Annotated in this window: 26 protein-coding genes; 12 read left to right on the forward strand and 14 right to left on the reverse strand. The window is 46.4% G+C overall.

Translation table 11 applies throughout. From position 1 onward, the window contains the following. Positions 1 to 243 precede the first annotated feature (243 nt). Positions 244 to 1,005, forward strand: a complete 762-nt coding sequence (locus ABJ081_12060; GenBank protein ID MEP6357401.1) for a sulfite exporter TauE/SafE family protein — start codon at positions 244 to 246, stop codon at positions 1,003 to 1,005. A 28-nt stretch (positions 1,006 to 1,033) separates the two neighbouring features. Here the strand turns inward: ABJ081_12060 and flhB are convergent, their stop codons facing one another. From flhB to flgB, 6 genes are read right to left on the reverse strand one after another with little or no spacing between them, the layout of a single operon-like run. Continuing rightward, entirely contained in the window at positions 1,034 to 2,122 is a 1,089-nt protein-coding gene (gene flhB, locus ABJ081_12065) for a flagellar biosynthesis protein FlhB (protein MEP6357402.1), read from the reverse strand. Between the two features lie 9 nt (positions 2,123 to 2,131). After that, entirely contained in the window at positions 2,132 to 2,893 is a 762-nt protein-coding gene (gene fliR, locus ABJ081_12070; protein MEP6357403.1) for a flagellar biosynthetic protein FliR, read from the reverse strand. A 6-nt stretch (positions 2,894 to 2,899) separates the two neighbouring features. Continuing rightward, positions 2,900 to 3,166: a flagellar biosynthesis protein FliQ gene (gene fliQ, locus ABJ081_12075; GenBank protein MEP6357404.1), complete on the reverse strand. Its 267-nt coding sequence runs from the start codon at positions 3,164 to 3,166 to the stop codon at positions 2,900 to 2,902. Between the two features lie 45 nt (positions 3,167 to 3,211). Next, on the reverse strand, positions 3,212 to 3,541 hold the full coding sequence (gene fliE / locus ABJ081_12080) for a flagellar hook-basal body complex protein FliE (protein ID MEP6357405.1): 330 nt from the start codon (positions 3,539 to 3,541) through the stop codon (positions 3,212 to 3,214). 48 nt (positions 3,542 to 3,589) lie between these two features. Then, positions 3,590 to 4,000 (reverse strand): flagellar basal body rod protein FlgC, encoded by a 411-nt coding sequence (gene flgC, locus ABJ081_12085; GenBank protein ID MEP6357406.1) that lies wholly within the window; start codon positions 3,998 to 4,000, stop codon positions 3,590 to 3,592. 19 nt (positions 4,001 to 4,019) lie between these two features. Then, positions 4,020 to 4,436, reverse strand: a complete 417-nt coding sequence (flgB, locus tag ABJ081_12090; protein ID MEP6357407.1) for a flagellar basal body rod protein FlgB — start codon at positions 4,434 to 4,436, stop codon at positions 4,020 to 4,022. A gap of 293 nt (positions 4,437 to 4,729) precedes the next feature. Here flgB and ABJ081_12095 point away from each other — a divergent pair, with 293 nt between their 5' ends. After that, complete coding sequence (locus ABJ081_12095) at positions 4,730 to 5,395, forward strand: hypothetical protein (protein ID MEP6357408.1); 666 nt, start codon at positions 4,730 to 4,732, stop codon at positions 5,393 to 5,395. A 138-nt stretch (positions 5,396 to 5,533) separates the two neighbouring features. Continuing rightward, positions 5,534 to 6,250, forward strand: a complete 717-nt coding sequence (fliP, locus tag ABJ081_12100; GenBank protein MEP6357409.1) for a flagellar type III secretion system pore protein FliP — start codon at positions 5,534 to 5,536, stop codon at positions 6,248 to 6,250. Positions 6,251 to 6,307: 57 nt separating this feature from the next. Here fliP and ABJ081_12105 read toward each other — a convergent pair whose 3' ends face one another. The 5 genes from ABJ081_12105 to ABJ081_12125 form a co-directional block, all read right to left on the reverse strand. Next, positions 6,308 to 9,832 carry a tetratricopeptide repeat protein gene (locus ABJ081_12105; protein ID MEP6357410.1) on the reverse strand — a complete coding sequence of 1,175 codons (3,525 nt, stop codon included), beginning with the start codon at positions 9,830 to 9,832 and terminating at the stop codon, positions 6,308 to 6,310. Positions 9,833 to 9,948: 116 nt separating this feature from the next. After that, complete coding sequence (locus ABJ081_12110; protein ID MEP6357411.1) at positions 9,949 to 10,605, reverse strand: hypothetical protein; 657 nt, start codon at positions 10,603 to 10,605, stop codon at positions 9,949 to 9,951. A 1-nt stretch (position 10,606) separates the two neighbouring features. Then, positions 10,607 to 11,047 carry a DUF6468 domain-containing protein gene (locus tag ABJ081_12115; protein MEP6357412.1) on the reverse strand — a complete coding sequence of 147 codons (441 nt, stop codon included), beginning with the start codon at positions 11,045 to 11,047 and terminating at the stop codon, positions 10,607 to 10,609. Then, positions 11,044 to 12,150: a flagellar motor switch protein FliM gene (gene fliM, locus ABJ081_12120; protein ID MEP6357413.1), complete on the reverse strand. Its 1,107-nt coding sequence runs from the start codon at positions 12,148 to 12,150 to the stop codon at positions 11,044 to 11,046. The genes ABJ081_12115 and fliM overlap by 4 nt, the downstream gene beginning before the upstream one ends. Before the next feature lie 66 nt (positions 12,151 to 12,216). After that, entirely contained in the window at positions 12,217 to 12,729 is a 513-nt protein-coding gene (locus tag ABJ081_12125) for a flagellar basal body-associated FliL family protein (GenBank protein MEP6357414.1), read from the reverse strand. 350 nt (positions 12,730 to 13,079) lie between these two features. On the opposite strand from ABJ081_12125, the gene flgF reads away from it, so the two are divergent. Genes flgF through flgH form a run of 4 tightly spaced genes read left to right on the forward strand, consistent with a single transcriptional unit; the run spans position 13,080 to position 16,432 of the window. Next, a complete protein-coding gene (gene flgF, locus ABJ081_12130; protein ID MEP6357415.1) occupies positions 13,080 to 13,829 on the forward strand; it encodes a flagellar basal-body rod protein FlgF in 750 nt (249 codons plus the stop codon). Between the two features lie 11 nt (positions 13,830 to 13,840). Beyond that, the gene (gene flgG, locus ABJ081_12135) at positions 13,841 to 14,629 is read left to right on the forward strand and encodes a flagellar basal-body rod protein FlgG (protein MEP6357416.1); all 789 of its coding nucleotides are present in this window, start codon (positions 13,841 to 13,843) and stop codon (positions 14,627 to 14,629) included. Positions 14,630 to 14,672: 43 nt separating this feature from the next. Further along, positions 14,673 to 15,656: a flagellar basal body P-ring formation chaperone FlgA gene (gene flgA, locus ABJ081_12140; protein ID MEP6357417.1), complete on the forward strand. Its 984-nt coding sequence runs from the start codon at positions 14,673 to 14,675 to the stop codon at positions 15,654 to 15,656. Next, a complete protein-coding gene (gene flgH, locus ABJ081_12145; GenBank protein MEP6357418.1) occupies positions 15,656 to 16,432 on the forward strand; it encodes a flagellar basal body L-ring protein FlgH in 777 nt (258 codons plus the stop codon). The genes flgA and flgH overlap by 1 nt, the downstream gene beginning before the upstream one ends. 35 nt (positions 16,433 to 16,467) lie before the next feature. Here the strand turns inward: flgH and ABJ081_12150 are convergent, their stop codons facing one another. The 3 genes from ABJ081_12150 to ABJ081_12160 form a co-directional block, all read right to left on the reverse strand. Then, positions 16,468 to 16,710: a hypothetical protein gene (locus ABJ081_12150; GenBank protein ID MEP6357419.1), complete on the reverse strand. Its 243-nt coding sequence runs from the start codon at positions 16,708 to 16,710 to the stop codon at positions 16,468 to 16,470. Continuing rightward, complete coding sequence (dksA, locus tag ABJ081_12155; protein MEP6357420.1) at positions 16,679 to 17,092, reverse strand: RNA polymerase-binding protein DksA; 414 nt, start codon at positions 17,090 to 17,092, stop codon at positions 16,679 to 16,681. Before dksA ends, ABJ081_12150 begins: the two co-directional genes overlap by 32 nt. A gap of 179 nt (positions 17,093 to 17,271) precedes the next feature. Further along, a complete protein-coding gene (locus tag ABJ081_12160; protein ID MEP6357421.1) occupies positions 17,272 to 17,694 on the reverse strand; it encodes a flagellar assembly protein FliX in 423 nt (140 codons plus the stop codon). A gap of 350 nt (positions 17,695 to 18,044) precedes the next feature. Here ABJ081_12160 and ABJ081_12165 point away from each other — a divergent pair, with 350 nt between their 5' ends. From ABJ081_12165 to ABJ081_12185, 5 genes are all read left to right on the forward strand, one after another. Then, positions 18,045 to 19,115, forward strand: coding sequence for a flagellar basal body P-ring protein FlgI (locus tag ABJ081_12165; GenBank protein ID MEP6357422.1), 1,071 nt, complete (start codon positions 18,045 to 18,047; stop codon positions 19,113 to 19,115). Further along, complete coding sequence (locus ABJ081_12170) at positions 19,115 to 19,516, forward strand: rod-binding protein (protein ID MEP6357423.1); 402 nt, start codon at positions 19,115 to 19,117, stop codon at positions 19,514 to 19,516. The genes ABJ081_12165 and ABJ081_12170 overlap by 1 nt, the downstream gene beginning before the upstream one ends. Positions 19,517 to 19,521: 5 nt before the next feature. Further along, positions 19,522 to 20,004, forward strand: a complete 483-nt coding sequence (locus tag ABJ081_12175) for a hypothetical protein (GenBank protein MEP6357424.1) — start codon at positions 19,522 to 19,524, stop codon at positions 20,002 to 20,004. Positions 20,005 to 20,212: 208 nt separating this feature from the next. Beyond that, positions 20,213 to 20,614 carry a hypothetical protein gene (locus ABJ081_12180; GenBank protein ID MEP6357425.1) on the forward strand — a complete coding sequence of 134 codons (402 nt, stop codon included), beginning with the start codon at positions 20,213 to 20,215 and terminating at the stop codon, positions 20,612 to 20,614. A 333-nt stretch (positions 20,615 to 20,947) separates the two neighbouring features. Continuing rightward, positions 20,948 to 21,606 (forward strand): hypothetical protein (locus ABJ081_12185; protein MEP6357426.1); only part of this gene is annotated, 659 nt, incomplete at its 3' end.

Consider the following 21,606-nt stretch of genomic DNA (forward strand, 5'->3'; position numbering starts at 1 on the left):
TAGATAAAAAAGACCTGCACTATATTAGTTTAGCAATTTATAAAGGTTAATCTGTTAACCTTTGCAAAAACCTCTATAAAAAACACAACGCCAAATAATTACATGTTTTTAAAAGATATATTTCAAAGCCTTAAGTGTTTGAGAAACATAGGCTTTCGCAAAATTAAATTTTACCATCGACACCAGCACTCCTAATAACTTACATATAAGTATGCTGATCCAAATTAGAATCGTGCGTATCTAATGATCCTTTCAGAATTTTTACCGTTTATCCTATACAGTCTGATTGCAGGCCTGCTTATCGGGTGCGTGGGTATTGGTGGTGTTATTTTAATACCGCTGCTTACCTATCTTGGCGGAATTGATATTCGCACCGCCATTGCAGCAGCGATGTTTGCTTATTTAATTTCTGGGACGGTAGGCACGATTATCTACGCGCGTCATAAGTCAATCCGTTGGGATTTGGTGATCTGGATGTCCGTTGGAGCTATGCCTGCGGCACTGGCTGGAGCATTCACTGTTAACATATCACCCGGCGTTTTTTTGGAAGCATGTATCGGTATATTAGCCATCGCTTCTGGCATCCAAACGCTGATTACCAAAGTAGCGAACAATGAAACTATTGACGTTGCTCTCGGTAAAAAGAAGCTTGTCAGCATAGGAGCCACTACAGGATTTTTATCCGCCCTCACCGGGACGGGCGGTCCGCTGGTCCTTATTCCGATTTTAATGTGGATCCAATTACCGGTTCTAATGGCGATAGGTTTAGCTCAGGCCATACAACTTCCTATCGCCATATTGGCCACGGCAGGAAATGCATATGCGGGTACGCTTGATATTGTCTTGGGTTGCGCACTAGGAGTTGGCATTTCTCTTGGAGCGTGGGGAGGAAGCAACTTTGCGCATCGTTTGCCGCGTCCAACATTACGTTTGATTGTAGCCATCCTTTTGATTATTGTTGGCACCATTATTATTTCAAAACTCATCTACAATATGCTTGCTTGATGGTAACCAATTCATTTTTGATCAGGTTCTAAGGGCTTTTTGAACGCCAACCACGTCTTGCATTCAACTTCATGACATAGCCGATAACATCTGCAACAGCGCGATAATGTTCGCTTGGCACTTCTTCATCAATCTCAACGGTTGCATAAAGCGCGCGAGCAAGCGGTGGACTTTCGACAATTGGTATATCGTGCTCCTTCGCTACATCACGAATTCTGAAGGCCACATCATCAATACCTTTAGCGAGAAGCAAAGGTGCATTCATGCCTTTTTCATATTTCAGCGCAATGGAATAGTGCGTCGGGTTGGTAACAATAACGCTCGCTTCAGGCACAGCTGCCATCATGCGTTTACGAGCACGCTCTTGACGGATCTGACGAATGCGACCTTTAATCTGCGGGTCGCCTTCTTGTGCCTTGTGCTCGTCCTTGACCTCTTTCAAGGTCATTTTCTGCTTTTCCATCCATTTCCATTTTTCATAGGCATAATCGACAATAGCAATAACCGTGAAAAGCGCGAAGGTCGCCCCTACCAGTTTGATTGTAAGCGACAGCACAACCGGTAGCACTTGAGAAATATCTGTGCTCACCAGCAGATCAAGGCTATCGCGCTCTGGCCAGATGACAGCAACTAGCAACAGAGTAACCATCGTAATTTTCACGAGCCCCTTGCCAAAGTTCAAAAGACTTTGGCTCGAAAACAACCGCCCCAAACCTGCAACAGGCGAAATCTTCGACAGCTTAGGCGTCAACGGTTCTAGTGATAAAACCGGAGCATGCTGAATGATATTTCCAACCAATCCCGCAATCGCCAAAACGCCCAGCGGAAGTAGCAAGGGCATAATCAACATTTGACCAATCAAATACCAAAGCTTTTTCAAGCCCCCATCATCAACAGGCAAAGAATAGGAATGTTCCACTATTCCAGCAAAAGAGACCATCAAGTGCTCGGCCGTACTGCCTGAAAAGCCGATGATAACAACGAGCGAGGCCGCCATAATGAACCAAGTGTTCACTTCCTGACTTTTGGCAACATCACCCTTCTCTTGCGCGTCGCGCAGCTTCTTTTCGGTGGGGTCTTCGGTTTTCTCCGTGCCATCTTCATCTTCTTGCGCCATGCATCACTCCTATTGTACCAAGAAGACGGAAATACCGGCCCGAAGATGCTCAATATACCACATCATCATCGTGCCAATGAGCGCGAACATAAAGAAGAAGCCAAGCATAATATTGGCTGGAAGCAGCACCAAAAACACCTGAAACTGCGGCATCAAGCGTGACAGAATGCCAACGCCAACGTTGAACACAAACCCGATAACAATGAAGGGGGACGAAAGCTGAACACCAATCACAAACGCCTTAGAAAAAACACCAATCGCCGCCTCAACCACATCCCCCACCGGCATAAGCTCTCCCGGTTTGAAGAGTTGGTAGCTATCGTGGATAGCCGCGATCACGAGATGATGGATATTCATGGTAAAGATCAAAGTTAGGCTGATGATCGACAAAAAACTCGCAATAAGGGTACCCTGCACTGCCGTTGAAAGGTCCGTATTTTGCGCAGAAGACAAACTTGTTTGAAAAGCAATTGATGCACCAGCAGTCTGCAAAGCAGATGTAAGAATACTGCCTGTCATACCAATAAAAAGACCGACGATAATTTCTGAGATTATGAGAAAGACCAAGGCAAAAATACCTGTAGGCATTTGAGGTAAAATATCACCAACCACTGGCACCAAGATGACTGTCAGCAAAAGTGCGACTGACAGCCGGATGCGCTGCGGAATACTTTGTGCACCGACGCCAGGCATCAAGGTGATAATCATCGCAACACGTGCAAAAATCAACATGAAGACAAAGGCAAGCTGTGGCAAAAAATCAAGGGTCATAGGCCGTCAGCCACCCGAAACTATCTTTTCGAAAATACGTTCCGCGAAAGCGCCCAACACACTCCCAACAAAAGGGAGCGTAAAAAGACCAGCAAGGAACATAGCAATAATTTTAGGAATGAAAACCAGCGTCAATTCCTGAACCTGCGTCAAAGCCTGCAATAGGGCTACAATCAGACCGACAAACAGACCAGTAAGCATAACCGGTAGGCCAGCATACAAAAGCGTCCAGATGCTATCACGCGCTATATCAAGAACCTCTGCACCGCTCATCGTTTTAATCCTCAACTTAAGCGAATACAGTTAGACTCTAATTGCCTAGATTGGCATCCGCATGATTTCTTCATAAGATGAGATGACACGATCACGCATCGAAACCATAGACTGAAGCGCCACTTCGGTTTCTGCAACAGCCGTTACAACATCGATCATATCACCTTTACCTTGAACCGCAGCCATGGTTTGCGCTTCTACATTGCTGCCAGCTTCACTGACACTACCAACAGCCTGACCCAAAAGTTCCTTAAAGCTATTGCCAGCCTCAGCGACCGAACCAGATGGTGACTGATTCCCGCCCTGTGCGATAGAGTCTATTAGTTGAGAAGTTGCCTGATAAGCGGAAGTTGCAGCAGATGTCGGCACGGTCATGGGTTTATTCCTTTAGGTATTTACAGCTTTGAGCTGAAAAATAGGCTTTTAAGCCCGAAGAATCTCAAGCGTCCGCGCGAGCATTGTGCGGGTTGAGGAAATCACATTGAGATTGGCTTCATAACTGCGCTGCGCTTCACGCATATCCACTGCCTCCACGAGACGGTCTACATTTGGCATTTTCACAAAGCCATCCGCATTGGCGGCTGGATGCGATGGATTAAACCGCAAATTGAATTCAGAGCGATCTGTCTCGATCCGTCCAATTTCCACACGGTTTGCCTGCATTTTACTGTCGTAAATAGCTTCAAATGTAGGTATCTTACGTCGGTATGGGTCTGCATTCGGTGTTCTTGCTGTCGAATCGGCATTTGCAATATTCTCAGCGATCACACGCATACGTCCCGACTGAGCTTTTAAGCCAGACGCCGCGACAAATAGTGATTTCATAAAATCCATATCGAGTTCCTATCTATCGCTATTGTCCATTACCCATTGCAGTTCGCAAAAGGCCTAGGTTTGAGGTGTAAAGTGATGTTGCTGCCTCATAATCCATTTGATTGCTGGCAATTTTTGACATTTGATCTTCCAACACCACGGAATTTCCATCCGGCGTAATTTCAAATGTGCTACTAGGCCGAGCTCCACCACCAATCCCACTGGGCGCAATCGCAGCCGCAATGTGTTTGGAGTTGGTCACCATGGCAGCAAAGCTTGACGTTGATGCCATTTTCAAAGGCTTCAATTCACCCGCGTTCGGCGCTTTCATATCCATGGCCGTATAGCCAGGCGTTGTAGCATTGGCTATATTTTGCGCCAAAACACCCTGGCGCGCTTGGTGCCATTGCATTTTGTTTTTCAATGCCGTGAAAACCGGCAATCCCATAAAGTCCATCGGCGATGCTCCCCAGCAATTCGCTTCGGTATTTGGTTCTGCGTATCAAGCTCCAATGACACACCACCAACTAGGCAATTTTTGCCTCCTTATGGTTAATAAACCCTTAAAACCGAGGATAAAACCAGGCTTCAGAGCTCACAACTCGACATATAAGCAACACCTCTAAGTAGAAACACATTCATCAACAAGACAACTATTGCGCGAATATGGGCTTTCTGATTAGTAAGATGATCAATCACGGTAATTTGCTTTATGAACAACAGAATACCGAAATAAAGGGCGGCGACAAAATGACAGAATGGCTTAATGGAATTGTTGGAGAAGCGGTTGTACCCTATGTAACCTTCGCCATTGCACTGATTATAGTTTTGATTTTGATTGCAATTTTATTTCGTATTTTAAAAGCTTTCACTAGTGGAAAATTCGGGAAAGTCCACCAAAACCGCTTGGGCATTATCGAGGGAATGGCCCTTGAGGGGAAACGCCGCCTTGTCATCGTACGCCGTGACAATGTTGAGCATTTATTGCTAATCGGTGGCGAGAATGACCTTGTTATTGAACAAGGCATTCAAAGACAAGCTGCACAATCAGCAGCTATGGCAAGAGCCACAAAGACGGCGTCACCAGCAGCACAAAAAACGACGGTGCCACAAAACACGCCAAAGCCTGAACAACAAAAAACTATACCACCCCAAAGCCCCCCTAAGCCTATGCAGCAACCAGCAGCCCAACAACCAGCGGCTCAGCAACCAGCATTACAGCCTCAAACTGCGCCCAAGCCCGCTCCTCAACCAACGGCCCAAGCCAGCGCAGCTACCAAAGCACCAGTACAAGCCGCAGCGACAGCTAAACCGGCAGATAGTTCTGCAAAGCCCGTCCAAAGCCCCCCAAAACCTAACGACTCAGCTAAGATCAAAGAAATGGAACAATTACTTGGTCAATTAGCTGGAGATTAAGACATAATGCCCACACCGCAGTGTGAAAACACGCGGTGGCCCCAGTCAAAAGAGAATTTAAATAAGCGACTGACCACTTACCAGTCGTTGCTTTTTTGTTTTTCCACTGTATTTTTTCGTTATCGAAAAGCACAAGCAGTGGCCTTAGCTGGTGTCCTCGCCCTCTTGCCAGTAGCAGCTCTTGCACAGGGCATTTCCATTGATTTTGCCGAAGGCACTTCCGTCACAGAACGCGCGATACAACTGGTCGCCCTTGTAACGGTTCTCAGCCTTGCGCCCTCCATTTTGGTGATGGTCACATCCTTCACTCGTATCGTGGTTGTTCTATCACTTTTGCGCTCAGCCATTGGTCTGCAAACCGCACCACCAAATTCAGTGATGATTGGTCTGGCGCTCTTCCTCACCACCTTCATCATGATGCCCACCTTACAGGTAGCCTATGACACCGGCATTGACCCTCTTATCAAAGAAGAGATCGAGCTATCCGAAGCCTTTGATAGAACCTCAAAACCTTTCCACACCTTCATGCGTTCCCATGTCCGAGAAAAGGATCTATCGCTTTTTCAAGAGTTAAGCGGTACAGCCTTACCCGACACGCCCGAAAAACTTGAAATGCGTGTTCTCGTACCAGCCTTCATGATTAGCGAATTAAGACGCGCCTTTGAAATTGGCTTCCTGCTCTATCTGCCTTTTGTCATCATCGACCTTGTAATCGCATCGATCCTGATGTCCATGGGTATGATGATGCTACCACCAATTGTTATATCACTGCCCTTCAAGCTGATTTTCTTTGTGCTCGTGGATGGCTGGCATATGGTGGCTGGTAGTCTTGTCCGAAGTTTTGGTGGCAGTTAGACACTCTATTACTCAGATAGATAAGACATGCTCAAACACTACCTTGAGACAAGGGCATTAGGTGTTTGAAGAACGAACACCATCGCTCAAATAGCGATGCCTATAATCGCGCAGAAATGAGTCAGCCGTACTGATATTCAAAATACTATCAACGGCAACATCACGATCAAAACTTTGCTCATTGAGTGGTTGGGTAAGCACCTGAAACACCCCAGCATCTGCACTTTCAGACATTTTCTGTCCAAATTTCCGATTAAGTCGGTTCAAAGCGAAATCATCTTGGCCGAGAGAAAAGGCGATTGCGGCACGCATGATATCAAGGCGCACATGCGCACTCAACGGTTCCAAATCTGACCAACGGCCACTATGGGTTTTCTCAAGCAATTCACCAGCAGCGCTCCAGCGCCTCGCATCCCAGTTTATATTGGCTTTCAAGCGATCAACATCCTCACCGTCCAAACTATCAAGAAGCTCCAAGGCTATATCATATTTACCCACTTCTGAATGAGCATAAGCCTCCACAAGGCGGCGCTGGCGCTCAAGCGAAACTGACAAGCCAGCTGTGCGCGATTTATGTAAGGTTGTGATCGCGCGATGGGGTTTATTATCAAGCAATTCAACAACTGCCAGATCAGCAGCCACACGCGCACGCGCTGGACCTTTCAAGCGCTTATCAACCTGATGGGTCAACAGCTCAGACGCCTGCGGCAATAAATCAATATCAATCAATCGACGAGAAAGATAACGAACAATTTCATCACCAACGCGGCCTATTGGTGTTAAATGTTTAAAATCATAATAAAGGCTAAGCACCTCAACGGGTGGGAGATCATCAGCTTTGCCACCGTGAAACAACCTAACAAAAACCTCTTTCATGTCATCTTGCAATGCATGTGTAATTAGTGAATCATTATCGGAGATAACCGCCGTCTGCACCAATTGAAAAGCACGCCGGTATTCCTCTTCATCAGCCAAAGCTTTGCCAAGCCCGCGAAGGCCTTTTAGTTCGAGGTCATCATTGCGCCAAACAGCAACAAACTTCTCGTATGCCTCAATTGTCGCGGCATTATCAACGGCTTTAGTATCGTAATCCAATCCAATTAAATGTAACTTAGCTCTAGCTTGGATACGTCTATCATCAATATTGAGAGCACGCTCATAAAAGAACCTAGCATCCTCTGTCCGCCCTTCTTCGATTGCAAGTATCCCTTGCAAAATTTCATAACGGCCCAAGTGATATTGGCTTGCATTGCGAAGAATAAGAGCACCTAAAAAGCCTTTAGCATTATCGAGATCTTTTACCTGCAAAGCAGCATCGGCAGCCGAAAGGAAAAAATCTTGCTGCGTCTTGGTATCATAGGAAGAAAGCCGTGTGCGGCCCAAAGTAGCATTCTTGAGTGCCAGTTTCCATTTCCCATCGCCAGCCGCGGCAATCGTGCGCCAAATGGCTGCATCAGGGTCTTTTTGATAGCTCTCATTCGATAATGTCTTTAATGCATCTTTATACCGTGCCATCGTCAATTCAGCTGCAGCCTTCGGCAAAATATAAGCACGTTTATTTTGTAATAGAGGCTGAGCGTGAAGCGCACGCCCCAAACTCGCAAGAGCTTCCGGGCCATAGCCGTTTGCAGTATAAAATTCAGCAAGTTTGACGTGATACTGGGGGCGCTCTGTCTCTTTAGCATCAACAATATCTTTAATCAGACGGCTTTCCCATTTACCGAATTGACCATCAGGCGCAACATCCCTATCCTTAATCTCTAGAGCTTTATCAAACCATTCATCGGTTATCAGTTTACCACTGGCTGATGCCCGCAATCCTTCAATGGCAGACAGGTTGAGAGATTTCTCACTCACGATAGCAACCCCATCCTCTTCGATATGCACCTTGATCGAATCATTCTTAGGAATAAACGCAAGCGCATGCGTCGAAGGTAAAATCGTTACCATTACAAACTGTTGCTGCCGGATAAGCCCTCGCGCTGGGGCCTCAGCCACGACAACATGGATATGATCGCCAACATCAGGGTCTTCAAACAAAACATTGCCAACAGCACCCTCGAGCGGAACACTCAAGAAAATCCCTTTATCAGCCAGTCGGCGGCTCGCTGTCAGAGGCTTTGTAGGACGAATTACCGCATTACCTATAGACACAGTCCAATTGTGGTTATCAATGGCAGCGGATGCGAGTTGTGCACTCGGCAAGTTTATCTTCACCGCTTTATATTCACCATTTTCTATAATATCGACACTACGAACAAATTCGCCGCGCAAGGCATCAATGGCAGAGACATCGATCACATCATCCGTCTTAAACACCATCCAAATGGATTTGCCACGCCTAAATACTGATGATCCAGTAACTTTATCAAATGGAAAAACAAGACGTAATGCATCCTGACTTTCATTAACGCTGGCCTCTACAACGCTCAAGCCATTCACTTTTTTTATTATTTCGTCAACACGCTCAGGATTAGACCGTGTTACGTCACCCGTTCCGTTCTCATTTTTTTGGCCAGCATCATTGGCTGGTTTATCGTCACGCTTTACATCCAAGGGTTTCTTTTGTGACTGTTCCGTTTTTTCTTTATCAACATCTGCACCACTTGGCTCAACCAGTTTTTCCTCAATTTTGATAGGCGCGGTTGGAAGCTCTGCAACTGTGCGCTCATTATTTTCTGGAAATACTATTTGGGAAACATTTTTTGCGGTTTTCGGCAATTGAGGCAGTCCACCAAGAACAAACGGCACCTCAATTTGGCTGTTTTGGTCTTCAGCATCCTTGCGGAGTTTGTTATTCGTAACATCAACGATATATTCATTACCATCCACATAGGAACGCAGTTCGGCGGCTTCTTCTAGCCCCAAAGTGACCGTGGTTGTATCTGCCCCAAGTTCATGTTCAACACGGCTAACAAGCTGCGGCAAGTCCGCATTAATAGAGGAGAAATCAAACGCGCTCAGTTTATCAAACACCAAAATAGCAGTATTATCTTCTCGTTTGAATGATGTGGAGTAAGGCACATTCCAAGAGAACACAAACCTTGTAAAAGTCGGATGGCGGCCAACTCGAACATCCATTTTAGCTTTTTCAGCAATTTCATTGCTTAACAGCAGTTTCTGTTCTGCTAAAGCCAGTGCCGCTTCGGCTCTTCTTTCAAGTTTACGAACGACTTTTTCCGGGATTCCAGGGTGTTCACCACGCCAGTTGCCAGGCAAGAAATCGAGATACAAGTGCTCACCTGCAGCCTGAGTATTAACCCGTACACCTGGCGCCAACGCAAACCTCAAAACGCTGCCCTCAGGGTCTTTTCGCGCGATCAACACATAATCAGAAAGAGGAAGAACCGCGCGATTCAAATCAACGGTAATCGCTTTTGACAAGCGAAGAACGATTATATTATCTTCAGTGGAGACGTCATAATCAATAAAGCGGGTACGCTTAGGCAACGTAATAGAAAAACGCCCAAAGCCACGCTTTACTTCTGTCTTAATGTCGGCTGCCACAACCTCTTGCGCCGAGGCCGAGATTGGGGAAAACACAATAGAAAGCATAAAAATAGCGATGGCCATCCATGCCATACTCATGCCTGCACTAATGCTTTTGATCACGTTTTTATTAAACTGAAAACACACTATAATGACGCCATATTTCAATACTAAGAGTCACAGAGTAACAGCCTAGTATTAATGGTCGATTACCCGCCAATTTTAGATAATGCGCGTTTTTTCTTGTCACTTGATTTTCCAAGTGCTCTTGCGGCAATTTCAACGGTTAGTCGTTCAGCAGCCTTGACTTCCATCTCGGCTAAAATGCCTGACATCTTGCGAGGGTTAATCGAAGACGCCAATTGATACATGATGTTAAGAGATAATGAATTAAAGATTCGCGCCGCATCTTTAGGCTTCATTGATTCATAAATAACAACCAAGTCTTTGAGGCGTTCCTCGCCTTTTTTACCACCAGACGAACCGTTACCATCCTTTTCATTTTTTTGAATTTTTGCAAGTTTCGCTTTGAGACGCTTTTCAGCAGCCTTCAATAGTTCCTCACGTAGCTTCAAATCCTCTTCCCGCTTATCAAGCGCGTCACGCCGGTCACCGAGACGATTCAATATACTTTCGCGCGCATTGCCAGGTTCACCAATTTGACTATCGTTAGATGTAGGAAGTTCTCGGACGGCCTTTTCATCGCTGGCCTTATCTTTATCGTCTGTCGCTTGTTTGTTTTCTTGCTCTTGCGCAATCGCCTGTTGAGCACCAAGTCCTTCAAAAGCCCCATCGGCAGCAAGACCAATAAGCTTAAAAATAACGAGTGCAAGTGAAGCAAGAGCAACAAGTTGGAAAAGCCTCATGCTACGCTCCGCCGTTCCGAATAGCATTAATGCGTTCTGTTGCTTGTATTGCCATTTCACTTACAGTTCGAGGATTTGATGCCGTTGGACGCTTCGTAGAACGACGCATCGGCGGCAACGGTGCACCTGCATTTGTGATCGCCGTCAGGCGCTTGACAAGCTCCTCACCCTGCTCAAGTTTTTCGTGCAGCTCAACATTCACACGTTCACCATCGCGCACGCGCAATCCCAGTGTTTTTTGATGCTCCGTTGCAGTCACCTTTAACCCGCGTATCGCTCGTTCCGCCAATTCAGTCGCGGTTAGCAATTCAGCAATGGTTGAACGAAGAGCCGATTCTTCAGATTTAAGGCGCTTCAATCGGCCACTTAAAAGTGCACAATAAGAAATTGTTGCAATCAAGAGAACAATCACAAGCCCTTCAATTAATAAGCCTGGGGTCATGTTTTGTCGGCCTCCATGTCTGTAATTGCTTTTTCATAACCATCCATGGTCATTTTTTGTTTCTTGAGGTCAGTGGTCACCTGAACCGAAATGCGATCATTAATATGTCCAATCTGCCCCTCGCTCAGTGTCACATCGCCTACACGTAGCTCAATCGGGTCGCTTGTTTTTTTGCGCAAAAGTAAAGTCTGACCAACTGAAAAATCCATAACCTCTTCAAGTGGAATATCTTGTTCAAACAACACAGCATCGAGCATGACCTCTGTTGCATTAGTCTGCGTGGCGAGATGTTGTTCCCATTCAATGTCACGACCAAACTTGTCACCAACAAACATCTGCAACAACAAATGTCTGATCGGCTCAATAGTTTCATAGGGCAAAAGAAACTCAACATCCCCCCCTCGGTCTTCCATATCAATACGAAGGCGAATTAAAATAGCAGCATTAGACGGCCTGATAAGTGTAGCAAATCTGGGGTTTGTCTCCATACGATCAAGCTTAAAATGAACGGGTGAAACCGCCTCAAATGCTTGCTCAGCATCACCTAAAAGACGCTCGACTAACTGTTGAACCAAGCTCAATTCAATTGCCGTATAAGGGCGCCCTTCAACACGCGCAGCGCTCATTCCTCGTCCACCACCAAGAAGAACATCAACAATTGTATAGATGAGTGGGGAATCAATCGTAACCAGACCAAAATTATCCCACTCCTCTGCCCGAAACACGGACAAAATAGCAGGCAATGGTATTGAGTTAAGATAGTCCCCAAACCGCACAGAAGAAATTGAATCAAGCGATATCTCGACATTATCAGATGTCATGTTGCGCAGCGAAGTTGTAGATAGCCGTACGAGACGGTTGAACACAACCTCCAACATCGGAAGACGCTCATAAGACACAAGAGCCGAGTTTATAAGAGCGCGCACGCCACTTTGATCAGAAGACAATATTTCGTCAGGCTTAAAGCCCATCAAACTATCAATTTCAGCTTGCGACATAAGCCGGTCAGAATTTTGCTGACTAGACTCTTCATCGCCAGCATCCATCATGTTGGCCCACTGAGCCGTCAGGGTCCCGGCATCCTCCACACCCTGCTCTTCCATAGCTTCGCCCCAGGCGGCAGCTAAGTCTTCTTCTTCAAATTCTTCTTCTTCAGCCATAATCTCAGCCTATTGAATGAGGATTTCTTCAAAAAGAACTTTACGCACCTCAACCGGATAAACCGCCGTGTTGATGCGTCGCTGAAGTTCTTCCTTCAAACGAAACATCCCGGCTGATCCCTCAAGGTCAGTGGTCCGTAGTTCTCTCAAATACACTTGAAAGGCATCTAGCACGCGCGGCATAAAAGGCTCGATCGCGGCAACATCCTCATCGCTACTCAATTCTAGTGTCGCCTTTAATTTCAAATACTGTTGGCGACCTGCCACATTTTCCAGATTGACCGTAATCTCGGGCATTGGAAAGAAAACCACTTTTTCAGGCGCAGCAGGCGCATCTTCAACGCTCTCTACAGCCGCCTCATCAGGCCCCGATAAAAAGAAGTAAGCACCGCCCCCTCCTCCAATAAGAAGCAAGGCCGCCAGCGCGATCATAATGATCTTCTTTTTACCTGACTTTGGTGCGTCTTCGTCGTCTATCGCTTCATCTGCACCAACAGCTTGGTCGGACATATCATCACCCATTATCACAAGTCTGGCTTGCCGGCAGAGCATCAATCTATTGATTGTTTAACCCTGTGCAAATCACAGATTCTTTTCACTGACCAACCTTATTCCCTTAATGGTTAATGAAATCTTGCAATTAGTTAACAAAACCTAATCAAGCCGGCAAAAAATGCCGCCCAAGCCTGCCTAGTGGTAGTTCTTACCTAGCTAAAGTTACATCAAAAAAATAAAATAACATTTAAAATCAATGGCTTAATTGTTTGGCATGGCTTGTGCAAGTAAGTTGGCATGTTCCGCACTGGGGAGTGTTGGACATGGCTGGACTGGGGAGTTCAGTTACATTGGGAAATATATAGAGGTGGTTCGTTATGGAGAACGCACAGCTGATTACCCTGTCACGCGCTACAGCGCTGAACAGGCAAATGAACATAGTGGCCAATAATGTGGCCAATGTGAATACCACAGGCTACAAGAGCGAAAATCTGCTCTTTGAAGAATATATCAGCCCTGAAGGTAGCGCCGAAGCTTTTAAAACAGGCGATCGTGACCTAAGCTTCGTGCTTGATGATCGCACTGTTGGCAATTTTGCAACCGGCACTTTAGAGACAACAGGCAGCCAGCTTGACGTTGCGATCCAAGGCGATGGCTTCTTCGCCGTACAAACGCCTGCAGGCGAGCGCTACACCCGCGCCGGCTCCTTTACTCTCGATTCAACAGGCCAACTTACAACACATGACGGCAATCCGGTTTTGGGTGAAGGCGGCCCGATTTTATTCGACGCAGCCGACACACAAGTCACCATAGCCAGTGATGGCACAATCACAGGCGCCAATGGCGAGATCGGACGACTGCGTGTTGTCAACTTTGAAGACCCACAACAATTAAACCGCGTAGGCAGCACTTTATTCAGCGCCGAAGACGCCCAGCAAATCGCAGCCGGGAACACAAAGGTTGTCCAGTTCACCCTTGAAAACGCGAATGTCGATGCTATTTCGCAAATTTCACAAATGATCGAAGTGCAACGCGCTTACGACGAACTTGCCAATATCATGCGCGAGCAAAATGACTTGCGTGAAACAGCAATCCAGCGGCTCGGCCGCGTCCAAGTAAACGCGTAAGGAGATAGACAATGCAAGCACTCCACACAGCAGCAACAGGGATGCGCGCTCAAGAACTCAACGTTCAAACAGTCGCGAATAACATCGCCAACATCCGAACCACTGGCTACAAAAAACAAAACGCCGAATTTCAGGATCTCCTCTATACGGACCTGCGCCGTGTTGGTTCAACCTCATCTAGCAGCGGCACCGTTGTGCCAACTGGCATTCAAATTGGTTCCGGTGTCAAATTTGCCGCAACAAGCCGCATTATGACGCAAGGTTCACTTGAAGAAACACAACAACCATTGAATCTGGCCATCAGAGGCGACGGTTACTTTGAAGTGGAACTGCCGGACGGGCGAACCGCCTATACACGAGACGGCTCGTTTGAACGCAACCAAGATGGCGAGATTGTTACCCTTGATGGCTATCAAGTGGGCAGCGGCATCACTATTCCGCAGGATGCACGATCCATAAACATCAGCACCGACGGGCAAGTCGAAGTCGTCAACGGCGATGATGCAAACCCAAGCAACGTTGGGCAAATCGATGTTATTACCTTCATCAATCCAGGCGGCCTTGAGGCTATCGGTGACAATTTATTTGTTGAAACCGCTGCCAGTGGCGACCCACAAACAGGCACCCCTGGTGAAGATGGTGTTGGCAATCTACTGCAAGGCTTTCTCGAGGGTTCGAACGTTGAGGCCGTGCGCGAGATTTCCGATCTGATTTCCGCACAGCGCGCTTATGAACTTAACTCACGTGTGATCTCTGCTGCTGATGAAATGATGCAGTCTGCCGGTCAGATTTTGAGATAATTTTCACCTAACCCAAACCCGTGATCTTTAGGAGGCCATGACGATGAAATATGCAAACCATAAAGTGATACTCTTGGCAGTCTTGATTGCTACGTTTCTTTCAGGGGTAGTCCATGCCGCCACATTAAAAAGTGACGTCACTGTCTATTCCAACGTTGTGACCGCCAAGGATCTTTTCGATGACGCAGGCGAATATGCGAATGAACCACTATTTCTTGCTCCAGATATTGGTAGTTCAGGCAAGATCAGCGCCCATCGCATCGCCTCTGAAGCACATGACATTGGCCTATATGACATTCGATTGAATGGCATTGATACGGTCACAGTACGACGACCAAGCCGCAAAGTGACCCGCCAAGATGCTGAGCTTGAATTAAAAGAGGCGGTTGGCAAAGCACTTAACAACGGCATTGATTTCGAGATCGTAACAACCAATATACCGCAGATCATCCATGCTGACCCACGGGCTGAGATGAGTATGACAATCGAAGATTTTCTACTGTTGGAAAATGGCAAGAGATTTCAGGCAACACTCGAGTACCAGACCTATGGCGGCGCCAAAAATCTGCCTGTACGGGGCGCCGTTGTCGAAATGGCAACCGTCGTTGTTCTTACCCGTGAAATTGCCCGCGACGAAGTGCTTCTCCCTGGCGATGTTGTCAACGAACGAATTTTGAAATCGCGGATGCGCGCTGGCACAATTAGGTCGCTGGCAGGCTTGGTTGGTAAGGCGCTTACCCGCAATTTACAAGCAGGCGCCACATTGCGCGAACAAGACGTGATTGAACCACTCATTGTGCGATCTAATGACCTTGTATCAATCACCTATGCCATTCCAGGCCTTTTGTTAACGTCTCAAGGCAGAGCCCTTGATTCCGGACCAAAAGGCGCCGTGATTTCAGTTCGAAACCTTCAATCAAACCGCACAATCCGTGGCCGCATAACAGACAAGGGCGAAGTCATTGTCGATATTAGAAAACCACTCTTTGCTCAAACAAATCCAATCGCCGACCAAGGGGTCCAGTAATGCACAGTATATTTAATGAAAACAAAATCTTACGCCAATTAAACAAGATGACAATCGGCTTCATTATTACCGCATGTTTGGCGCTTGCTGGTTGTGGGACAACAGATAAAATCAAAGCGATTAACAAACCCCCTACGCTGTCATCAATTGAAGACCCAACAGCACAACCGGGATACCAGCCTGTTCGCCTGCCTGAGCCAGAACCGGAGCCTGCCGTTTTCACCGCCAATTCTCTTTGGCGCTCCAATGACCAATCATTCTTCCGTGATGGCCGTGCACGTCGTGTTGGTGATATTTTGACCATCAATGTGACGATTGACGATGAAGCAGAATTTGAAAATACAACCGACCGCACACGCACAGCAGGACGCGGACTTGGTGTGGGCACCGGTTTGCTTGGCTCCTTGTTCAATCTAGTCCCCGGCATCGGAGATACCAACGCAGTTCTTAGCTTAAATGCCAATACAAACACAAACGGCGATGGCTCTATCGAACGCTCAGAAGAACTGACAACAAACATTGCCGCCATCATCGTACAACAATTGCCAAACGGTAACCTTGTGATTGAAGGAAAACAGGAAGTGCGTGTGAACTTCGAAGTTCGCGAACTCATCGTAGCAGGCATCATTCGACCAGATGACATTCAGCCAGACAACACGATTGATTCATCCAAAATTGCACAGGCCAGAATTTCATATGGTGGCCGCGGTCAAATTACTGATGTTCAACAAGCAGGTGTTGGCCAGCAATTCATTGACGCTGTAGCCCCATTCTAAATCAATCAGATAATCAAATTAAAACGGAGCACTTGTTAGTCACGTAATAGTAAATTCCAAAGTTTTACAGCTCCCCAGCCGTTCGCTCCCCATTGAACGGCAAAAGAGGAATGCCATGTTCCCAAACTCGGCACCCTCGATCGTGAAACGGCACCTGTATCCATAAATGCAGGTGTCGTTTTCCTTTTCCAAATCACTAAATTTTCAAAAATATCCTGAAGTGACACAGAAACTAAGCGAGGATTATTAGTCGCGATAAACTTTTTCGCGCTTTTCATGGCGTTCTTGCGCTTCAACAGAAAGAGTTGCAATAGGCCGGGCTTCAAGACGACCAACGCCAATAGGCTCGCCTGTCTCTTCACAATAGCCATAAGAACCTTCTTGAATGCGCAAAAGAGCTGATTCAATTTTCGCGATCAATTTGCGTTGACGGTCCCGCGCTTTAAGTTCCACTGAGCGATCCGTTTCCGAAGAAGCACGATCGGCAACATCTGGATGGTTTTGGCTGTCTTTTTGCAGATTGACAATTGTCTCACGAGACTCAGCCAGCAGTTCTTCTTTCCAAGCAATCAGCTTATTCCGAAAATAGCTCACATGACGAGGATTCATAAACTCCTCATCGTCATTTGGCTTGTAGTCATCTAGTACATCCGAACTCATAGCAACTCCGTGAATAACAAAATCGTAGGTCACAAATTTGAGCCGAATATAATCGCAGTTCCACTGACAAACAATGCGGTAAGTGTGACAAATTCGTTATGTTTTTATTTCATAGAAAAAATTATAGTAACCTATTGTTTTAATTAAGTTTAATCAAAACAATTTCGATTAAGAACCGCCTAAAAGTCAAAAACACCAAGTTTGGCAAGCTCCACACGGGCTCGCATATCGATATCTGAGAGGATAGAATCAAGTTTTTCATCACCGGTTCGCCCAAGGTTTGAGATCTTCTGAGATATCCGTGTCACTTGAGTCGCAGATAGACGCCCGGTCAGCAGACCTAGCTGCATTTCCTCTAATCGATCAAGCAAATCAAAACCCTGTTCAGCCGTGCGCTTTTTACCAGATGTTGAATCTTCAACCCCCTGCAAAGCCAAAAGCACGTCCAAATGCGCAACATTCGATACAGGCGCAGATGTATTCACCTCCGCTGTTTCAGCAGCATCATCTGAAAGACTGAATGTTGCTGAAGAACCAGACGATTTTCCTGCTTTTTTATTGCCGCGAACTTGTGCCGCTGAACTTGTATTTTCAATGCGCATTATAATGACCTTGAGTTCGTTTAATTTTGGTAGGTTTTGCCCACAGAGTTAATCAGCGGTTAACAACTGGGTAAGTTTTTCCATCTACTCTAATCATTATGAACAAGTTAACGTCTTTAAAAACGCATAAAGATCAATACTTTCATAGACTTATGAAATATCACAGATTCGTGAAAAATGGCACGACAACTGCATATTCATACATGATGATAATAACACCAGAGTGCGTAGTTTAGTCCATGTTCAAAAATATTGCCTTTTCAGTCGTCGTAGATACCGCGAAAACAACCAGTGATTCGTTTTCATATTTCGTTCGAACGTTCATTTTATTGGCGAGCATTCTTGCTCTTATGGCATTGATGCTCTCACCAGCCTTTGCTAAATCCAGAATCAAAGATATTGCCGACTTCGAAGGCATCAGAGAAAACCAGCTCGTCGGTTATGGCTTAGTGGTTGGCCTTAATGGCACAGGCGACAGCCTGAACAACGCCCCCTTTACCGAACAAAGCCTACGGGTGATGCTCAATCGGCTTGGCGCCGGTGTTGGTGACGCTGATTTCAGCACAGCCAATGTTGCTGCAGTAATGGTGACGGCTAATCTGCCGCCTTTTTCAACAGCAGGCTCTCGCATTGATATCAACGTCAGCGCATTAGGTGATGCAAGCAGCCTTCGTGGCGGCACGCTTTTAGTAACTCAACTTCTGGGTGCTGGCGGTGATGTTTTTGCCCTCGCCCAAGGCCCTGTTGCCATCGCAGGCTTTGCAGCCCAAGGCGAGGCAGCCAGTATCGTACAAGGTGTTCCAACATCAGGCCGCATAACCAATGGTGCCATTGTTGAGCGCGAGATACCGTTTCAACTGGCTAGCCTGCGTCAACTCCGCCTCGCCCTGCGCAATCCTGATCTCACAACATCACGCCGTGTTGCAAAAACCATCAACGCCTTCATCGGTCGCGGTACGGCAGAACCCCTTGATCCTGCAACCATCATGATCCGTCTAACCAGTGGGTTTGATGGCAATATTGTCGATCTACTAACCGATATTGAGCAGTTGATCGTAGAACCAGATCAAATCGCGCGGGTAGTTATTGATGAACAGACAGGTACCATAGTCATGGGCCGCAATGTTAAAGTTTCACAAGTCGCCGTTGCACAAGGTAATTTGACTCTTCTGGTCACCGAAGCCCCGCTGGTCAGCCAGCCTAATGCATTAGCCGAAGGTGAAACAGTTGTTGTACCGCGCACAGAAATTCAAGTAGACGATTCATCAGATGCAAAACTTGGTATCATTAATGAAGGCGTCACACTTAAAGATCTGGTTGACGGATTAAACGCGCTGGGCATTGGTCCACGCGACATGATTACGATTTTACAATCAATCAAAGCAGCTGGAGCGCTGCAAGCAGAGATAGAGGTCTTGTAATGACAGACACGCGCCTGACAGCGGCTTTCCCGCCACTTTCAAATCTTCAAAACAGCAATAGTCTTAACGCGCAACGATCAACCGCGACAGACTCTGGCTCAGTTTCAAATGAAGCAGCGCGTGCACAAGCAAATGAATTCGAGGCAACGTTCCTTGCTTCCCTCTTACAGCCTGTTTTTGAAGGTCTCGCCAAAGACCGAACCTTTGGTGGTGGCTTTGGTGAAGAGGCATTTACCGGACTCCTTACTCAAGAGTACGCCAAAGGCATTGCTGGCAATGCGAACCTTGGCATTGCAGATCAAGTTTATGAGCAGCTTGTGAAATTACAAGAAAACCCAAGCACCACTGGCACATCAAACGCCAATACGACTGACACGACCAATACGTTCAAAGCGGAGTAGTACAAATGACATACGCCTCACCAGCGATCAAAACACCCTTACCGGTAGACAACCAAGATGACGCACGCGTCTTGCTTGCGCGGCTTGAGGCATCAATGGAAGGTTTAATTGAACTGATTGAGGCGGAAACCAAATTGGTGCGCGAGGGCAAACTTTTTGCGGCGGCAGAGCTTGAAAACAAAAAAACTGAATATGCAAAGGCCTATGTAGAAATCATGGCAAGCGCTGTTGCACAAGAGCAGACGATTAAAACGATGCTTCCAGACAGTACTGAAAAACTGCGCCTGCGCCATGACGAGTTCAAATCACTTCTCAAATTCAACATGTCAACGCTATCAACAGCACGCAGTGTCACCCAAGGTTTAATCACAGGTGTTGCCAACCAAATGAACCAGCAACAAATCCCAACCACCTACGGCGCACAAGGAACCATGAATAACATGACGCCAAAGGCAATGCCTGGTTTGACAACTGATAAGTCATTTTAAGGCACTTAATCATCAGATTAAAACGGCGATTAACCAATCAGCAAGGCTTATGCTTTATTGATACATTACGAGTGACTTTAAACACTCTTCCCATCAAAATTTAACCATCTCTGAAAATCTCTATTTAAGGTTTGTGCGCTAGTATCAAAGCCATAAATCATAGATGCGTCCAAAATTCAGAACGTATCATAACAGTGAGATTGGTGAGATGGAAATCGGAAGAACTCCGGCTATCGCACCCGGTGCAACGACCAACGAAACTGTTGGTAACAATGTGCAAGCGGTGCAAACGATACTGCCTCAGTACCAAACGGTACCGCAGACAGGACGGTCGGAATCTATCCCGCTTACATTTCGCGAAGTTCCCCTTGCAAATAACGCAAATAATAATGCTGCAAAAGAGCCTGTGCGCACTACAGAAGACACAGCCGCACAGCAACAAGGTGAAACTCTTAGAGATAGAGAAGTACGCAAAGAGATCGAAGTTGACCGCGAAACCTCTGCATTGATCTTTCGCGCTATTGATATCACAACAGGTGATGTTGTGCGCCAATACCCTGGAGAATCGCGCCTGAATCTAAGCGCCTATATTGATAAAGTTCTCAGATAATATAGCTCTCAACGACTACAGCCTTAAGCGACCGGTCAGAACCATAGAGAAAGCCATAAGGCATTCTATGAGATGGCTATGAGTTGGCAGTGGGTTTCATCAAAGTCTCCAGAAAAAAATTCGCCATAGCCAGAATGCGAGCTCATCGCGCTATCAATAATCCGTTTACCAATTCAAGAAACCAGCCATTAACCAAAGCATAAATAAATCCCAAAAAAAGACGCATTATCAATCTGTTAATCAAGTTTTTTAAGGTCCAATTTAATGCTTCCGGCCATGATGCGGCTGTTGCCAAGAATGGCGACAATTTTTAACCTAGAAAAGGAAGACATAATGTCTGAAATTAATCTCTCATCCGCAGTTCGTTCATCACTGAGCTCACTGCAAGGTACAGCTGACCTACTTTCATCAACTCAAGAACGTCTTGCGACGGGTAACCGCGTAAATTCTGCTCTTGATGATCCAACAGCTTTCTTTACAGCGTCTGCATTGAACAACCGCGCTTCTGACTTGGGAACTCTTCTCGATGCTCAGCAGCAGGCTATTCGTACAGTTGAAGCCGCTGACCAAGGTATTTCAGCTATTGAAGATCTTGTTGACAGTGCACGTGCACAGGCAACCGCCGCTCTTCAATCTGAAGATCCTACAGCACGTGCAGAAGCCGCTGCTGCTTTTGATGAAATTGTTGGTCAGATCGAAGACTTGGCTGGCGATGCATCATTTAACGGTACAAACCTTCTCGAAGGTGACAGTCTTCAAGTTATCTTCAACGAAAGTGGTGATTCAAGCCTAACAGTTGAAGGCGTTGATTTTAGTGATGCTGCAGCAAGCCTTGGTCTTAACACTCAAGCAGGTGCTGGAACTGGTGGCACTGATGCTTCATTGGAATTCGGTGACCTCACTTTTGCTGCCGGCACTACCTCCGTTACAATTAATGACGGTACAACAAATGTAACTTTTGATGTCACAGGCACAGGAGGCAGCGACGCTGT

The organism is Hyphomicrobiales bacterium (assembly GCA_039989895.1).
GTDB lineage: Bacteria > Pseudomonadota > Alphaproteobacteria > Rhizobiales > JACESI01 > JACESI01.

Excerpts from the sequence above, each read along its gene's own strand:
- flgB (MEP6357407.1), bottom strand. The coding sequence starts at position 4,436 with ATGGACTTTATGGGATTGCCGGTTTTCACGGCATTGAAAAACAAAATG.
- fliE (MEP6357405.1), bottom strand. The coding sequence starts at position 3,541 with ATGACCGTGCCGACATCTGCTGCAACTTCCGCTTATCAGGCAACTTCT.
- ABJ081_12115 (MEP6357412.1), bottom strand. The coding sequence starts at position 11,047 with ATGACCCCAGGCTTATTAATTGAAGGGCTTGTGATTGTTCTCTTGATT.
- flgF (MEP6357415.1), top strand. The coding sequence starts at position 13,080 with ATGGAGAACGCACAGCTGATTACCCTGTCACGCGCTACAGCGCTGAAC.
- flhB (MEP6357402.1), bottom strand. The coding sequence starts at position 2,122 with ATGGCGCAAGAAGATGAAGATGGCACGGAGAAAACCGAAGACCCCACC.
- ABJ081_12175 (MEP6357424.1), top strand. The coding sequence starts at position 19,522 with ATGACATACGCCTCACCAGCGATCAAAACACCCTTACCGGTAGACAAC.
- ABJ081_12105 (MEP6357410.1), bottom strand. The coding sequence starts at position 9,832 with ATGGCATGGATGGCCATCGCTATTTTTATGCTTTCTATTGTGTTTTCC.
- flgH (MEP6357418.1), top strand. The coding sequence starts at position 15,656 with ATGCACAGTATATTTAATGAAAACAAAATCTTACGCCAATTAAACAAG.
- ABJ081_12170 (MEP6357423.1), top strand. The coding sequence starts at position 19,115 with ATGACAGACACGCGCCTGACAGCGGCTTTCCCGCCACTTTCAAATCTT.
- ABJ081_12160 (MEP6357421.1), bottom strand. The coding sequence starts at position 17,694 with ATGCGCATTGAAAATACAAGTTCAGCGGCACAAGTTCGCGGCAATAAA.
- ABJ081_12110 (MEP6357411.1), bottom strand. The coding sequence starts at position 10,605 with ATGAGGCTTTTCCAACTTGTTGCTCTTGCTTCACTTGCACTCGTTATT.
- flgA (MEP6357417.1), top strand. The coding sequence starts at position 14,673 with ATGAAATATGCAAACCATAAAGTGATACTCTTGGCAGTCTTGATTGCT.
- ABJ081_12165 (MEP6357422.1), top strand. The coding sequence starts at position 18,045 with ATGGCATTGATGCTCTCACCAGCCTTTGCTAAATCCAGAATCAAAGAT.
- fliM (MEP6357413.1), bottom strand. The coding sequence starts at position 12,150 with ATGGAAGAGCAGGGTGTGGAGGATGCCGGGACCCTGACGGCTCAGTGG.
- ABJ081_12125 (MEP6357414.1), bottom strand. The coding sequence starts at position 12,729 with ATGGGTGATGATATGTCCGACCAAGCTGTTGGTGCAGATGAAGCGATA.
- flgG (MEP6357416.1), top strand. The coding sequence starts at position 13,841 with ATGCAAGCACTCCACACAGCAGCAACAGGGATGCGCGCTCAAGAACTC.
- ABJ081_12095 (MEP6357408.1), top strand. The coding sequence starts at position 4,730 with ATGACAGAATGGCTTAATGGAATTGTTGGAGAAGCGGTTGTACCCTAT.
- dksA (MEP6357420.1), bottom strand. The coding sequence starts at position 17,092 with ATGAGTTCGGATGTACTAGATGACTACAAGCCAAATGACGATGAGGAG.
- fliR (MEP6357403.1), bottom strand. The coding sequence starts at position 2,893 with ATGACCCTTGATTTTTTGCCACAGCTTGCCTTTGTCTTCATGTTGATT.
- fliQ (MEP6357404.1), bottom strand. The coding sequence starts at position 3,166 with ATGAGCGGTGCAGAGGTTCTTGATATAGCGCGTGATAGCATCTGGACG.
- flgC (MEP6357406.1), bottom strand. The coding sequence starts at position 4,000 with ATGGATTTTATGAAATCACTATTTGTCGCGGCGTCTGGCTTAAAAGCT.
- ABJ081_12180 (MEP6357425.1), top strand. The coding sequence starts at position 20,213 with ATGGAAATCGGAAGAACTCCGGCTATCGCACCCGGTGCAACGACCAAC.
- ABJ081_12150 (MEP6357419.1), bottom strand. The coding sequence starts at position 16,710 with ATGAAAAGCGCGAAAAAGTTTATCGCGACTAATAATCCTCGCTTAGTT.
- ABJ081_12060 (MEP6357401.1), top strand. The coding sequence starts at position 244 with ATGATCCTTTCAGAATTTTTACCGTTTATCCTATACAGTCTGATTGCA.